Here is a 17,365-nt window from a genome sequence, read left to right on the forward strand (position 1 = left end):
CTACTTCTCGGGGATCACCCGGACCGCGTCGTCGGCCGCGGCGGAGCTCTCACCGGCGGCGAGGAACCAGTGGGTGACCTCGCCTTCGGCCAGATCGTCGGCGACCGAACCGGTGGGCAGCACCGAGAGCGCGCCCGCGATGGAGGTCGCCAGGAACTCGGTCAGCGCGGCCCGGCCCGCGGCGGCGGTGGTGTAGGTCGTCGACTCGTAGTCGATGTCCTCGCTGCGCCGCAGGCTGTCGCCCAGATCGAGCGCCTGCTCCTGGTTCAGCGGCACCGCGGCACCCTCGACCAGTTCCACGAACGCCGGGTGCTCCTCGCCGAGCGGGCGGACCCGGTCGGCGTAGGACACCGGATGGCCCGCCGCGGCGGCGATCTCGTCGCGCACCTGCTGCTCGCCCAGTGCCACCCAGGTGATCCCGGCGTCCTCACGGACCTCGCGGGTGACGCCGAAGCGGGCACCCGCCGACGCCAGTGCCGCCGCGTCGAGTCCGGCGGCGAACAGCACTGCCGCACCGGCCTTCTGGGCCGCCCAGACCGCGACCACCGAGTCCACCGACCGGGGCAGCGCCACCGCGACCACGTCGCCGGGGCCGACACCGCGCCCGATGAGCACGCGCGCGAGCTGCGAGGAGCGCCGGTCCAGCACGTGGTAGGCGATCTCGTTGTCGCCGTCGAGCAGCGCCGGGGCCTCCGGATCGGCTTCGACGACCTCGGCGAGCACCTTCGCGACCGTCCTGGCGCCGAGGCGACCGGCTTCGGCAGCCTGCGCCGCCCCCGAATCACCCAGCAGCGCAGCGCGTTCGGTCTCGTCGAGGATGTCGATGTCGCCGACCGCGCCGACCGGATCGCCGAGCAGCGCGTCGAGTACCCGCATCATGCGCTTGGCCAGGGTGCGGACCTCGTCCTCGGTGTAGCGGCTGGTCAGGTACTCGAAGGTGATCTCGAGCGTGCTTTCCAGCAGCACCTGCAGGGTCAGCGGGTAGTGCGTGGAGTTGCTGACCCCGACGCCGGTCACCGACATGCCGTCGATGTCGGACGCCGCGGCGATGGCCGCGCGATCCACCGGGTAGGACTCGAACACGTACAGGGTGTCGAACTGCGAGGCCACCCCGGCGGCGCGCTGGATGTCGGCCAGACCGATGTAGTGGTGGTCGAGCAGGTCGGCCTGTTCGCGCTGCACGCGCCGCAGCTGGTCGCCGATGGCGGCGTGCTCGTCGATGCGCATGCGCACCGGCAGGGTGTTGATGAACAGACCCACCATCGTCTCGACGCCGGGCAGTTCGGCGGGGCGACCGGAAACAGTGGTGCCGAACACCACGTCCGAGCGGCCGACGAGCCGGCCGACCAGGATGCCCCAGGCCGAGGAGACCAGCGTGTTCACGGTGATCCCCAGCTCGGCGCAGTGCTTGCCGAGCCTGCGGGTCCGCTCCTCGTCGAGCTCGACGGTGACCTTGCCGGTCTCGTACTGCTCGACGCCCTTGGCGGGCGGCGCGAACTCGGTCGGCTCGGTCAGTCCCTCGAAGGCCTGCGTCCAGATCCGCAGGGAGGTTTGCGGATCGCGGCCGTCCAGCCACTCCAGGAAGGTGCGGTAGGAGGCCACCGGCGGCAGTGCGGCGATGTCGCCGCGCACCGCGTAGAGCACCAGCAGGTCCTGCATGAGCAGCGGCATCGACCAGCCGTCCAGCAGCACGTGATGGGTGGTGATGGACAGGTGCCACTGGTCGGCCTCGGTGCGGTACAGGGCGTAGCGCACCAGCGGCGGGGTGGCCATGTCGAACCGTTCGGCCTGGTCCTGGGCCAGCAGCTTGCGCAGCTGGTCCATCCGCTCGTCCTGCGGCAGATCGGTGAGATCCACTTCCTGCCACGGCACCTCGACGTCGTCGAGGACGACCTGCACCGCCTGACCGTCGGAGTCGGTGACGAAAGCGGTGCGCAGGTTCGGGTAGCGGTCCAGGATCGCCTGCGCCGAGGCGTGCAGGCGGTCGGCGTCCACCGTGCCGGAGAGGTCGACCACGGCCTGCATGGTGTAGACGTCCACCGTGGCGGTGCTCATCAGCGCGTGGAAGAGCAGGCCGGACTGCAGCGGCGTCAGCGGCCACACCTCGGTCATGCCGGGGTAGGTCCGCTCCCACATGTCGATGTCGGTCTGGCCGACGCGCACCAGCGGCATGTCCGACGGGGTGAACCCGCCCGCGTCCGGACGCTGTGCGTGCTTCGCGAACGCGTCGAGCGCCTCGGTCCACAGCCCCGCGAGCTCGCCCACCCGCTGCTCGGTCAGCACGCCCGCCGGGAAGGCGAAGGTGGTGACCAGATCCGCGCCCAGCGTGGTCGCCTCGATGTCCAGGACGCCCGCGGCGGGCAGGTCGCCCGCGCGCGCGTCGACGATCTCGGCGGGCAGCTCGCCGCGGTAGCGGAACCCGACCTGCGCGCGGTCGGGCAGGCCGAGCAGCGCGTGGCCCGCGCCGTGATCGGGCACCGCGAGCAACTGCTCCTTGACGGTCTTGACGAGCCGGCCGAGGGCGGGCCCACCGGCGAAGGCGTCGTCGAGGTCGGCCGCCGACAGTCCGGCCGCGGCCAGGTCGAGACGCGCCGGGTAGGCGGTGTCGAACCAGCCGACGGTGCCTGCCACGTTCGCGCCGGGCACCGACTCGTCGGCGCGGCCACGCGCGTCCAGGCGCAGCACCGGCAGCTCCGTCGTGCCGCTCCAGCGCGCCAGCGCCAGGGCGAGGGCGGCCACCAGCACGTCGTGCGTGGTGCTCCGGTACTTGTCGGCGACACTGCGCTTGTCGGCGACACTGCGCTTGTCGGCGACACTGCGCTTGTCCGCGACACTGCTCGTGCCGCCCTTGCCCATGACACCGCCTGCGCTCGGGTCGGTGCTCGCGTCGCTGCCGAGCACCAGCGCGCCGGTTTCGGCAGGGATCTCGACCCGCACCCGGCGCACGGTCGCGGCGGTGTCGACGGCCGGGTCGAACGGCCGGTCGCCGATCGGCGCCTCGTCGGCAGCCGAGACACCCTGCCAGTACGGCAGTTCCGCGCTGTGGTCGAGTTCGGCGGCGCGGTGCGCCCAGCGGCGCAGCGTGGTGCCGATCGCGGGCAGCTCCAGCGGCGCGTCGACGCCGAGACGGGCGACCGCCTCGGTGATCTCGGCGCCGAGAATGCGCCAGGACGGCCCGTCGACCACGAAACGATGCGCCACGACGAGCAGTTCGTCGGTGCGGTCGTCCTCGAAGGTGAACAGCACGAACTGGGTCATCACCCCGGCGACCGGATCCAGCCGATCCACCGCCGCGGCCAGCTCGTCCTCGCGCAGCCAGTCGCCGTCGGTTCCGCGGGCGACCCGGACTTCTCGAACCAGCGGTTCGACGTCGACCACCGCCAGCGCCTCGAACTCCCAGACGCCGCCGTTGTCACGCACACGGGTGCGCAGCGCGTCGTGGCGTTCGAAGATCGCCTCGAGCGCTTCGAGCAACGTCCACCAGTCCAGTGCCTGCGGCATCTCCAACGTCGTGGCCTCGGCCAGGCCGTCGAAGCGGCCCTGCGCCAGCAGCGCGGCCATCGCCGGGGAGATCGGGATCTCGCCGACACCGCCGCCGGGCAGTTCCCGCAGCTCGGTGTCGGTGGCGTCGGTGAGGGTCGCCACCTCGGCCAGTGCCGCCACGGTGCGCTGGTCGAAGACCTCGCGGACGCTGAACGCCACGCCCGCGGCCTTGGCGCGAGCCACCAGCTGAATGGACAGGATGCTGTTGCCGCCCAGGGCGAAGAAGTCGTCGTCCGCGCCGATCCGGCCGGACTCGCTCTTCTCGATGCCCAGGACATCGGCGAACACCTCGGCCACGATCCGTTCGGCCGGGGTCGCCGGCGCGCGGAAGGCGGCCTGCTCGAAGCTCGGCACGGGCAGCGCCTTGCGGTCGAGCTTGCCGTTGGCGTTGAGCGGCAGGGCGTCGAGCACCACGAAGGCGCTGGGCACCATGTAGGACGGCAGATCCTCCGACAGCGCCGACTGCAGCGCCCGCTTGTCGAATTCGCCGGTGGCGACGCCGCCGGGGACCACGTAGGCGACCAGGCGATCGCCCAGGTTCGGGTCGTTGTGCGCCAGCACCGCCGCCGCCGATACCGAATCCTGGCGCAGCAGCGCGGCTTCGATGTCGCCGAGCTCGATGCGGAAGCCGCGGATCTTCACCTGGAAGTCGGTGCGGCCCCGGTAGTCGAGTTCACCGTTCGCGGTCCAGGCGACCAGGTCGCCGGTGCGGTACATGCGCTCGCCCGCCGCGCCGAACGGGTCGGCCACGAACCGGTCGGCGGTCAGATCCGGTCGCGCGAAGTAGCCGCGCGCCAGCTGCTCGCCTGCCAGGTACAGCTCACCGGCCACGCCCACCGGCACCGGCCGCAGACGCGAATCCAGCACGTAGACCCGGCTGTTCCACTCCGGCGCACCGATGGACACCGAGGCGGTGTCGTGCTCGTCGACGCGGTGGCTGGTGATCGAGACCGCGGCCTCGGTCGGGCCGTACAGGTTGAACAGCTCGCCGGAGCCGGCCGCGCGGAAGCGCTGCGCGGTCGCGGCGGGCAGCGCCTCACCGATGGCCAGGACACGACGCAGGGACCCGGGCAGCTGATCACCGGACTCGGTGAGCAGCGCGTCGAGCATGGACGGCACCACGTGCAGCGTGGTGACGCCGGTCTCCCGCATGAGCGTGTTCAGGTACGACGGGTCGCGATGACCGTCGGCGGTGGCGATCACCAGCGTGCCGCCGCTGACCGCCGCCGACCAGAACTCCCAGACCGAGAGGTCGAAGGTCGCCGCGGTCTTGAGCAACACCACGTCGCCCGCGCCGAGACCGAATTCGGCCGTCTTCCACTGCAACTGGTTCGCGATCGCCGCGTGCGGCACCGCGACGCCCTTCGGCACACCGGTCGAGCCGGAGGTGAAGATGACGTAGGCGGTGTTCGCCGGGACCAGCGGGCGGACCCGCTCGTCGGCGGCGATCGGCCTGTCGGCGTAGCCGGACAGATCCAGCTCGTCGATGCGCATCGACGGCGCGGCCTCGTGCTCGAAGGCGTCCCGCGCGGTGGTGAGCACCCGCACCGGGGCTGCCGTGTCGAGGATGTAACCGACGCGCTCGGCAGGCTGATCCGGGTCGATCGGCACGTACGCCGCACCCGCCCGAGCCACCGCGTACATCGCGATCACCAGATCGGCGCTGCGGCGGATCGCCAGCGCGACCCGGTCCTCGGTCCCGATACCCGATGCGATCAGGTGCCGCGCCAGGCGGTTCACCCGCGCGTCCAGCTCGGCCCAGGTCAGGGTCGCCCTCGCCCCGGCCACATCGGCGGCGCCGGCGGTGGCCGAGTCGCCTACCTCGGCGGTCACAGCTGCAGCGAGTCCGGCGGTCCCGGCCTCCTCTGCGATTACCGCGACAGCGTCCGGGCGTGCGGCCGCCACCGCCGCGTCGAACAGCGAGACGAGGGTCGCGTCGCGGTCGGTGGCGTGCGCGGTGTCGTTCCACGCCCGCAGGATCCGCTCTGATTCGTCGGCGGCCAGCAGGTCGATGTCGCCCACCGGCACCGTCTGGTCGGCGATCACGGTGTCGAGCACCCGCAGGAACCGATCCACGAAACCGCGCACCGTCGACTCGTCGAACAGGTCGGTCGCGTAACCGAATTCGGCCACGATCTCGGCCGGGGCGCCGTCGGCGGCGTACCGGTCGAACACGGTGACGTGCAGGTCGGTCTTGGCCAGCTGCGCGCCGAAGTCGACCGCGCTCACCGACAGACCGGGCAGCTCGAACGCCTGCTCGGCCAGGTTCTGGAACGACAGCCCCATCTGGAACAGCGGGTTGCGCGCGGTCGAGCGCACCGGGTTGAGCACCTCGACCAGACGCTCGAACGGCACGTCGGCGTGCGCGAACGCCTGCAGGTCGCGGTCCCTGACCTCGGCGAGCAGGTCGGTGAAGGTGTCCCCGGGCCGGACCTGGGTGCGGAAGACCAGCGTGTTGACGAACATGCCGATCATGTCGTCGAGCTCGCGCTCACCGCGACCGGCGATCGGGGTGCCGACCGCGATGTCCTCGGTGCCCGACAGCCTGGCCAGCAGCACCGCCAGGGCCGCGTGCACGACCATGAACAGCGAGGCGTTGTTGGCCCGCGCCACCTCGTGCAGCCTGGCGTGCCGCTCGGGATCGATCTCGAAGCGCACCGCGTCGCCGCGGAAGGACTGCATCGGCGGACGCGGCCGGTCGGCCGGGAGTTCCAGCTGATCGGGCAGACCCGACAGCGCGGACTTCCAGTACTCGACCTGCTGCGCGGCCACCGATTCCGGATCGTCCTCGGTGCCGAGCACCTCGCGCTGCCACAGCGCGTAGTCGGCGTACTGCACCGGCAACGGCGACCACTGCGGCGCCTCGCCCGCCGCGCGCGCCATGTAGGCGGTCATCAGGTCGCGCGCGAGCGGACCCATCGACGCGCCGTCGGCGGAGACGTGGTGGGAGACGAACGCGATCACGTGCTGATCCGAGGCCAACCGGTACAGCGCGACCTTCAGCGGCACCTCGGCGGTGACATCGAAGGTGGTCATGACGAACTCGATCACCGTGGCGATCAGCTCGGACTCGTCGATGTCCACCGCCCGCAGCGACGGGGTCGACTGCGAGGCGGGCAGCACGACCTGCACCGGCTCGCCGTTCACGGTCGGGTAGACGGTGCGCAGCGATTCGTGGCGGGCGAAGATGTCGGCCACCGCGCGCTCCAGCGCGGCCACGTCCAGCGTGCCGGTCAGGCGCACCGCGAACGGCACGTTGTCGACCGCCGAGGCGCTGGTGTCGAACTGGTTGAGGAACCAGTAGCGCTGCTGCGCCGGCGAGAGCGGGATGTGCTCCGGACGCGGCCCGGCGGTCAGCGCGGGACGGGCCCGGCCGGAGCCGGACTTGCGTTCGGCGCGGGCGGCCAGCGCCTCGACCGAGGACGCCTCGAACAGATCGCGCACGGCGAGCTGGGTGTCGAGCGCCTTGCCCAGTCGCGCGGTGACCTGGGTGGCCACCAGCGAGTTGCCGCCGAGAGCGAAGAAGTCGTCGTCGGCGCCGACCCGTTCCAGGCCGAGCACGTCGGCGAACACGCCCGCGACGATCTCCTCGATCGGCGTGGCCGGTGCGCGGAACTCCTTGCTGGAGAACACCGGTTCGGGCAGTGCCTTGCGATCCAGCTTGCCGGAGGCGTTGAGCGGGAAGGCGTCGAGCACCACGATCGCGGCCGGAACCATGTAGGCGGGCAGCGATTCGGAGATCGCGGCCAGCAGCGCGTTCTGCTCGGCCACCTGGCCCGGACGCGGCACCACATACGCCACCAGCTGGTCACCCAGCGACGACGGCACCACGAGCGCGACGGCCTGGCTCAGCGACGGCTGGGCCAGCAACGCGGTCTCGATCTCGCCCAGCTCGATGCGCTGACCACGGAACTTCACCTGGAAATCGGTGCGGCCGATGTACTCCAGACGCGGCTGCCGCTCACCGGAGCCGGAGCCGGAGCCGGAGCCGGAGCGCCACAGCACCAGGTCACCGGTGCGGTACATGCGCTGCCCCGGTACGAACGGGTTCGCCACGAACCGATCCGCCGACAGATCCGGACGCGCCACATAACCACGCGCCAGCTGCTCACCGGCCAGATACAGCTCACCGGCGACACCGTCCGGAACCGGCTGCAGGCGCGAATCCAGCACGTACACACCGACGTTCCACTGCGGCAGACCGATCGGCACAGTCCGCTCGTCCGCACCACGCGCGGGCCAGTAGGTCACCGACACCGCCGCCTCGGTCGGGCCGTACAAGTTGTGCAGCACCGCGTCCGACACCTGATACCAGGCGGTGACCGTCTCCGGCGGCAGCGCCTCACCGATGACGAACACATCCCGCAGCGACGACACCGCACCGGTCGCCAGGTTCGCGGCGAACACGCTGAGCATGGACGGCACGAAGTCGGTGACCGTGACCTGGTGGCGGGCGATCATGTCCGCCACATACGCCGGGTCACGATGGCCGTCGTGGGTGGCCACGACCAGCTTCGCGCCCGTGCGCAGCGGCATGAAGTACCCCCACAGCGACACGTCGAAGGTGGTCGCGGTCTTCTGCAGGTACACATCCCCCGGACCCATCGGGTACTCCGAGAGCATCCAGGCGGTCTGGTTGTCGATCGCCCCGTGCGAGACCGCCACACCCTTCGGACGACCGGTCGAACCCGACGTGAAGATCACATACGCAGGGTTGTCGCGGCGCACCGGACGCAGCAGCTCGTTCGCCTCGACCGGCGCGGTCGAGTAGCCGTCCAGATCGACGGCATCGAGCAGCACCACGTCGGTGCCCTCGGGCACCGGCACCGCGTCGGCCGTGGTCGAGAGCACGCAGGCCGGCTGCGCCGTGTCGAGGATGTGGGCGATGCGCTCGGCCGGATGATCCGGGTCCAGCGGCACGTACGCGCCACCGGCGGTCACGATCGCGTACATGCCGACCACCAGATCCAGCGAACGCCGGACCGCGAGGCCCACCAGCGACTCCGCACCGACGCCGCGCGAGATCAGCAGGCGCGCCAGAGAATTCACGCGCTCGTCGAACTCGCGGTAGGTCAGCGACTCGCCCTCGTAGGACAGCGCCACCCGGTCGGCGTGCTCGGCGACCGCGGTGCGGTAACCGTCGAGCAGCAGCGACGGCGCCAACGGATGCGCGGTGTCGTTGCGACCCGACACCAGTTCCCGCCGCTCGTCGACGGCCAGCAGCGGCAGCTCGCCCACCGGGGTCGCCGGAGCCGCGATCACCGCGTCGAGCAGACGACCGAACCGCTGCGCGAACACCTCCACCGTCGCCCGGTCGAACAGATCGCTGGCATAGGTGAACACACCCGCGATACCGGTCGGCGCGCCCTGCTCGTCGTACTGATCGGTGAGGATCAGATGCAGGTCGAACTGCGACATCTCGGTGTCGAAATCCACCCCTGAGACCGTCAGGCCGGGCAGTTCCAGCGTGGCCTTGGTCTGGTTCTGGAACGACAGACCCACCTGGAACAGCGGGTGCCGCGCCTGCGAACGGGCCGGGTTGAGCACCTCGACGAGGCGCTCGAACGGCACATCCGCGTGCGCGAACGCCTGGATGTCGATCTCGCGCTGACGGGCCAGCAGCACATCGAACGGTTCGCCCGCGTCGACCCGGCTGCGGAACACCAGCGTGTTGATGAAGGTGCCGATCAGGTCCTCGAGCGCCGCCTCGCCACGACCGGCGATGGGCGTGCCGATGGCCAGATCCTGCGCACCCGACAGCCGCGAGAGCAGCACCGCCAGCGCGGTGTGCACGACCATGAACAGCGTCGAGCTCGCGCCCTGGCCCACGCCGATGAGGGCGCGGTGGGTGTCGGCGTCGATCCGCACCGGCACCATGCCGCCGCGGAACGACTGGGTCGCCGGGCGAGGACGGTCCGTGGGCAGATCCAACTGCTCGGGCAGATCCGCCAGCGCGGTCCGCCAGTAGGCGAGCTGACCGGACATCAGCGAGTTCGGATCGGCTTCGCTGCCCAGCAGTTCGCGCTGCCAGATGCTGAAGTCGGCGTACTGCACCGCCAACGGAGCCCAGTTCGGGGCCTCGCCCGCACGACGCGCCACGTAGGCGGTCATCAGGTCGCGGACCAGCGGCGCGAACGACGAACCGTCACCGGCGATGTGGTGCACGACCATCGCGATCACGAACTCGGGCACCTCGCCCGCGTCGGTGATCTCGAACAGGGCCACGCGCACCGGCACTCGCTCGGTGACATCGAACGGCAGCCCGACCAGTTCCACCACGGCTCCGGCGATCTCGGCCGAACCGATGGCCCGAGTCTCCAGCGGCACCTGCGCCTGACCGGGGGCCAGGATCAGCTGCACCGGCTCGCCGTCCACCTCCGGGTAGACCGTCCGCAGCACCTCGTGGCGGGCGATCAGGTCGGCGATGGCGGCACGCAGCGCGTCGGCGTCCAGTTCGCCGCTCAGGCGCACCGCGATCGGCACGTTGTAAGCGGCCGAGTCGGAGTCGAACCGGTTGAGGAACCACATGCGCTGCTGCGCCAGCGACAGCGGGATGCGCTCCGGACGCGGGCGGGCGGTCAGGGCGAGCCTGCCCGCACCCGCCTGCTGCTCCACGCGCACCGCCAGCGCGGCCACGGTCGGCGCCTCGAACAGCAACCGGACCGGGACGCGGGTGTTCAGCGCGGCGCCCAGACGAGAGGCGACCTGTGTGGCCAGCAGCGAGTTGCCGCCCCACGCGAAGAAGTCGTCGTCCAGGCCGATCCGCGCGCTCTGGTCGTGGCTGTGCGCACCACGGTCGAGGCCGAGCACCTCGGCGAAGACCGTGGCCACGATCTGCTCGATCGGGGTGGTCGGCGCCCGGAAGACCGCCTTCTCGAAGGTGGGTTCCGGCAACGCCTTGCGGTCGAGCTTGCCGTTGACGTTCAGCGGCAGCTCGTCGAGCTGCGTGAACACCGACGGGACCATGTAGGACGGGATCTCCGCCGACAGCGCGGCCTGCAAGGCGCGGGTGTCGATCTGCTGCCCCGCCGTCGCGGGCACCAGGTAGGCGACCAGGCGATCGCCCAGGTTCGGATCGGTCAGCGCCAGTACGGCGGCCGCCGCGACCGAATCCTGGTTCAGCAGTGCGGATTCGATCTCACCCAACTCGATCCGGAAGCCGCGGATCTTCACCTGGAAGTCGGTGCGGCCCCGGTAGTCGAGTTCACCGTTCGCGGTCCACGCCACCAGGTCACCGGTGCGGTACATGCGCTCGCCCGGTGTGAACGGGTTGGCCACGAACCGGTCGGCGGTGAGATCCGGCCGGGTGAAGTACCCGGTGGCCAGCTGCACGCCGCCCAGGTACAGCTCACCGGCCACGCCCACCGGCACCGGCCGCAGACGCGAATCCAGCACGTAGACCTGGCTGTTCCACTGCGGGGAGCCGATGGAGACGGTGACGGTGTCGGTGTCGTTCGCCTCGTGGGTGGTGATCGAGACCGCGGCCTCGGTCGGGCCGTACAGGTTGAACACGGTCGCGGCGTTGTTGCGGCGGAACCGCTGCGCGGTCGCAACCGGCAGCGCCTCGCCGATGGCCAGGATGCGGCGCAGAGTGGCAGGCATCCGGTCGCCGGATTCCACCAGCAACGCGTCCAGCGCCGAGGGCACCACGCACAGGGTGGTGACGCCGGTGTCGGCGATCAGCGCGTTCAGGTACGCCGGATCGCGATGACCGTCGGCGGTGGCCACGACCAGGCGACCGCCGCTGACGACCGAGGACCAGAACTCCCAGACCGACACGTCGAAGGTGGCCGCCGTCTTGAGCAGCACCACGTTCTCGGCGTCGAGACCGAATTCCCCGGTGATGTAGGCCAACTGGTTGGCCGCCGCGCCGTGCGGCACCGCCACGCCCTTCGGCCTGCCGGTGGAACCGGAGGTGAAGATGACGTAGGCGGTGTTGCCCGCGAGCAGCGCGCCGTGACGATCGGCGTCGGTGATCGCCGTCGCCGCCAGGCCGTCGAGGTCGAGCGCGTCGACCGCGACCAGCTCGGCGACGTCGGTCCCGAAGTCGTCCACGTCGTCCATGGTGGTGGTCAGCACCAGCGCGGGCGCGGCGGTGTCGAGGATGTAGCCGACGCGCTCGGCGGGCTGATCCGGGTCGATCGGCACGTAGGCCGCACCGGAACGGGCCACCGCGTACAGCGCGACGACCAGGTCGAGCGAGCGGCGCATGGCCAGCGCGACCCGGTCCTCGGGCCGCACGCCGCGCGCGATCAGGTACCGCGCCAGGCGATTCACCCGTGCGTCCAGCTCCGACCAGGTCAGGACCTGCCGCGCGCCGTCGGCCACATCGGCGACCACGGCCACCGCGTCCGGATCGGCGTTCGCCACGGCGGCGTCGAACAGCGACACCAAGGTGGCGTCGCGATCGGTGGCGTGCGCGGTGTCGTTCCACGCCCGCAGGATCCGCTCGGACTCCTCGGCGCCCAGCAGGTCGATCTCGGAGACCGGCACGTCCGGGTTCGCGACCGCGGCTTCGAGCACGCGCACGAAACGATCCGCGAAGCTCTGCGCGGTCGACTCGTCGAACAGGTCGGTCGCGTAGCTGAATTCGGTGACGATCTCGGCCGGGTCGCCGTTGTCGTCGTAGAGGTCGTAGAGGGTGACCGTGAGGTCGGTCTTGGCCAGCTGAGCACCGACGTCGACCGCGCTCACCTGCAGACCCGGCAGGGTCAGCGTGGTCGCGCCGAGATTCTGGAACGACAGGCCCACCTGGAACAGCGGGTTGCGCGCGGTCGAACGCACCGGGTTGAGCACCTCCACCAGGCGCTCGAACGGCACATCGGCGTTGGCGAAGGCCTGCAGATCGCGCTCGCGCACGTCGGCCAGCAGGGCGGCGAAGCGCTGCCCCGGATCCACCTGGGTGCGGAAGACCAGCGTATTGACGAACATGCCGATCAGGTCGTCGAGTTCGCGTTCGCCACGACCCGCGATCGGGGTGCCGACCGCGATGTCGTCGGTGCCCGACAGCCTGGCCAGCACCACCGCGAGCGCGGTGTGCACGACCATGAACAGCGAGGCGTTGTGCGCCCGCGCCAGCTCGTGCAGCTTGGCGTGCAGCTCGGGAGCGATGTCGAAGCGGACGGCCTCGCCGCGGAACGACTGCGCGGGCGGGCGCGGCCGGTCGGCGGGCAGTTCCAGCTGGTCGGGCAGACCGGCCAGCGCGGACTTCCAGTATTCGACCTGGCGCGCGGCCACCGATTCCGGATCGTCCTCGGTGCCGAGCACGTCGCGCTGCCACAGCGCGTAGTCGGCGTACTGCACCGGCAGCGGCGTCCACTGCGGCGTCTCGCCGGCCACCCTGGCCACGTAGGCGGCCATCAGATCGCGGGCCAGCGGGCCCATCGAGGAGCCGTCGGCGGCGATGTGGTGCACCACGAAGGTGACCACGTGCTCCTCGGCGCCCAGACGGAACAGACCGACCGCCAGCGGTACCTCGACGGAGGCGTCGAAGGTGGTCATCGAGAACGCGATGACCCGCTCCACCAGCTCGGATTCGTCGATGTCGACCGGCTCCAGGCGCGGCCGGTCGACCGGCAGGATCACCTGATGCGGGCCTTCCGGCGCGCTCGGGTAGACGGTGCGCAGCACCTCGTGGCGGGCGATCACATCGCCGATGGCCTGCTCCAGCGCGGCCACGTCGAGCGCGCCCGACAGCCGCACCGCGAGCGGGATGTTGTCCACCGCGGAGGTGGCGGTGTCGAACTGGTTGAGGAACCAGTACCGCTGCTGGGCAGGCGAGAGCGGAATGCGCTCCGGCCGCGGGCCCGCGGCGAGTTCCGGCCTGGCCCTGCCGCTTCCGGCGATCGACTCGGCGCGGGCGGCCAGCGCGGCCACCGTGGAGGCGTCGAACAGATCGCGCACCGCGAGCTGGGTGTCGAGCATCTTGCCCAGGCGGGCGATCACCTGGGTCGCCAGCAGCGAGTTGCCGCCGAGGGTGAAGAAGTCGTCGTCGAGACCGACCCTGGCCACCCCGAGCACCTCACCGAAGGTGCTCGCCACGATCTCCTCGACCGGGGTCGAGGGCGCGCGGAACGCCTTGACCTCGAACACCGGAGCGGGCAGCGCCTTGCGGTCGAGCTTGCCGGAGGCGTTGAGCGGGAACTCCTCGAGCACCACGAACGCCGAGGGCACCATGTACCCGGGCAGCGCACCGGCCAGTTCGGCGCGGACCGCCTCGGTGTCGACCGACCGGCCTGCCGTGGGGACGAGGTAGCCGACCAGCTGATCGCCGAGCCGCTCGTCCGAGCGCACCACGACCACCGACTGAGCGACGGAATCCAGTGCGGTGAGCGCGGATTCGATCTCGCCGAGCTCGATGCGCAGACCGCGCAGCTTCACCTGGAAGTCGGTGCGGCCCAGGTACTCCAGTTCCCCGTCGGCCGTCCAGGCCACCAGGTCACCGGTGCGGTACATCCGCTCCCCCGTGCCGAACGGGTTCGCCACGAACCGGTCGGCGGACAGGTCGGGCCGCGCCACGTACCCGCGCGCCAGCTGCGCGCCGGCCAGGTACAGCTCGCCCGCGACACCCACCGGCACCGGATGCAGACGCGCATCCAGTACGTGCACACGGGTGTTGAACACCGGGGCGCCGATCGGCACCGACAGCCTGTCGTCCTCGGTGACCTCGTGATAGGTCACGTCGACGGCGGCCTCGGTGGGGCCGTACAGGTTGTGCAGGCGAGCGCCGGTCAGCTCGCGCAGCTTCTGCGCGGTGACCGCCGGCAGCGCCTCGCCGGAGGCGAAGACATTGCGCAGGCTCGTGCACGCGCCGTCGCCGCCGCTCTCGGTGAGGGTGGCCACGAACACCGACATCATCGACGGCACGAAGTGCGCGGTGGTGATCCGCTCGGCGGCGATGATCTCGGCCAGGTAGGCCGGGTCGCGATGACCGTCCGGCTTGGCCACGACCAGGCGCGCGCCGATCTGCAAGGGCCAGAAGAACTCCCACACCGACACGTCGAAGGTCGCGGGCGTCTTCTGCAACACCACATCGGTGCGCGACAGCTCGTACTCGGACTGCATCCACACCAGGCGGTTGACGATCGCCTCGTGGGTGACCGCCACGCCCTTGGGCCGGCCGGTGGACCCGGAGGTGAAGATGACGTAGGCGGTGTTCGACGGGCGCAGCGGGGCGCGGCGGTCGGCGTCGGTGAGCGGGGTGTCGGCGTAGCCGCCGAGTGCCAGGCGGTCGATCTCGATCGTCGGGGTCGAATCGCCCGCGTCGAAACCGTCACCGCTGGTGGTCAACACGCATACCGGGGCGGCCACGTCGAGCACGTAGGCGATGCGCTCGGCCGGATGGTCCGGGTCGAGCGGCACATAGGCGCCGCCCGCCGCGCTCACCGCGTACATACCGATCACCAGTTCCAGCGAGCGGCGCATACCGAGCGCGACCATCGACTCCGGGCCCACGCCCAGGTCCACCAGGTGGCGGGCCAGGGTGTGCACGCGGGCGGCGAACTCGCCGTAGGACAGACTCGTCCCCTCGAACGTCAGCGCGACGGTGTCCGGGGTGCGCAGGGCCTGCGCCTCGAACATCGAGACCAGGGTGGCCTCGGTGTCGACCGGGCGGGCGGTGGCGTTCCACTGCGCGAGCTGGGTGCGCTCGACGCCGTCGAGCAGCTCCACGTCACCGACCGGGACGTCGGCGTCGGCCACCACGGCCGACAGCATCCGCACCAGCCGCTCGGCGAAGGAGGCGACCGTCGGCGCGTCGAACATGTCGGCGGCGTAGGCGATCTCGGCCTTGGTGCCCTCGGCGGTGGTGGTGAAGTTCAGATGCAGATCGAACTTCGCGGTCACCACGTCCAGCGGCAGGCCGGAGACCTCGAGGCCGGGCAGCTCGAAGCTGGTCTCGCCGGTGTTCTGGAACGAGAGCATCACCTGGAACAGCGGGTGACGCGCCTGCGAGCGGGCCGGGTTGAGCAGTTCGACCAGCCGCTCGAACGGCAGATCGGCGTGCCCGAAGGCGCCCAGGTCGATCTCCCTGATCCGGGCCAGCAGACCGGTGAACGACTCGGCCGGATCGATCGCGCTGCGCAGTACCAGCGTGTTGACGAACATGCCGATGGCGTCGTCGAGCGCGGCCTCGCCGCGACCGGCGACCACGGTACCGACGGCGATGTCGTCGCTGCCGGACAGTCGCGACAGCAGTGCCGCGAAGGCGGCGTGCACGACCATGAACAGGCTGGCGCCGTGGGCGCGGCCCAGCTCGTCGAGACCGGTCGTCAACTCGGCGGACAGCTCGAACTCGTGCACCGCGCCGCGGTTGGAGGCCACCGCGGGGCGGGAGCGATCGGCGGGCAGATCCAGCTGGTCGGGCAGACCGGCCAGGGTCGTCGACCAGTAGGCGACCTGTGCGGAGATGACCGACTCCGGGTCCTCCTCCGAACCGAGCACCTCGCGCTGCCACAGCGCGTAGTCGGCGTACTGCACCGGCAGCGGGGCCCAGCCCGGCGTCGCGCCGCGCGAGCGGGCGGCGTAGGCGACCATCACGTCGCGGGCCAGCGGGCCGACCGACCAGCCGTCGCCGGAGACGTGGTGCACCACGAAGACGAGCACGTGGGTGGCCGGCTGCGAGCCGTCCACCGAACCGGCGACGCGGAACAGCGCCGCGCGCACCGGCACCGCGCTGGTGACGTCGAAGCCGGTGAGCACCAGCTCGCTCACCTTCTCGGCGAGCTCGGCCTCCTCGACCAGGATCGGGGTCAGATCCAGCGCGTGGCCGGGATCGCCCGCGGGCAGGATGACCTGCACGCCCTGACCGTCGGCGGTCTCCGGGTACACGGTGCGCAGCACCTCGTGCCGGTCGATCACGTCGGCCACGGCCAGCCGCAGCGCCTCGGTGTCGAGTTCGCCGACCAGGCGCACCGCGAGCGGGATGTTGTTGACCGCGGTGTCGCTGTCGAAGCGGTTGAGGAACCACATGCGCTGCTGGGCCAGCGAGAGCGGGATGCGCTCGGGTCGCGGACCCGCGACCAGCGCGCGGCGCGCCCGGGTGCCCGCTTGTTCGGCGGTGCGGGCGGCCAGCGCGGCCACCGTCGGCGCCTCGAAGAGCTCGCGGACGGCCAGACCGGCGTCGAGCGCCTCGTTGACGCGGGCCACCACGCGGGTGGCCAGCAGCGAGTTGCCGCCGAGGGCGAAGAAGTCGTCGTCGAGGCCGACCTCGTCGATGCCGAGCAGTTCGGCGAAGACGTTCGCCACGGCCTGCTCGACGGGGGTGCTCGGGGCGCGGAAACTCGCTGTGGAGACGAACTCCGGCTCCGGCAGCGCCCTGCGGTCGAGCTTGCCGTTCGGGGTCAGCGGCAGCGTCGCCAGCACGACGATCGCGTCCGGGACCATGTAGGCGGTCAGGAACCCGGCGACCTGGTCACGCACCCCGGCCGGGTCGACGGTCGCGCCGGTGTCGGGCACGACGTAACCGACCAGGCGATCACCGGCGTGCTCGTCGGCGCGGACCAGCACCACGGCCTGCCGCACGCCCGCCACCTGCTCGAGCGCGGCCTCGATCTCGCCGAGCTCGATGCGGAAGCCGCGCAGCTGCACCTGTTGGTCGCTGCGGCCCGCGTATTCGATGTTCGCGTTCTCGGCGTCGCCGTTCCACCGGCCGACGTCGCCGGAGCGGTACATGCGGGAACCGGGCTCGCCGAACGGGTCGGCCACGAACCGGGCGGCGGTCAGGCCGGGGCGGCCCAGATAGCCGCGGGCCAACTGCTCGCCGGTCACGTGGATCTCGCCCGCGACGCCGATCGGCGCGGGGGCCAGCCGGTCGTCGAGCACG

Annotated in this window: 1 protein-coding gene (cut by a window edge); it reads right to left on the bottom strand. The window is 71.2% G+C overall.

The genetic code is table 11. The annotated features are described in order from the left end of the window. On the bottom strand, window positions 1–17,365 hold the end of the coding sequence (locus NS3_RS03365; protein ID WP_067853301.1) for a non-ribosomal peptide synthetase. The gene runs 26,597 nt beyond the window's last position; 17,365 of the gene's 43,962 nt are visible here — the last part of the coding sequence; its start codon lies off the right edge, out of view; it ends in the stop codon at window positions 1–3.

It is taken from the genome of Nocardia shimofusensis NBRC 100134 (genome assembly GCF_001613125.1).
Classification (GTDB): Bacteria; Actinomycetota; Actinomycetes; order Mycobacteriales; family Mycobacteriaceae; genus Nocardia; species Nocardia shimofusensis.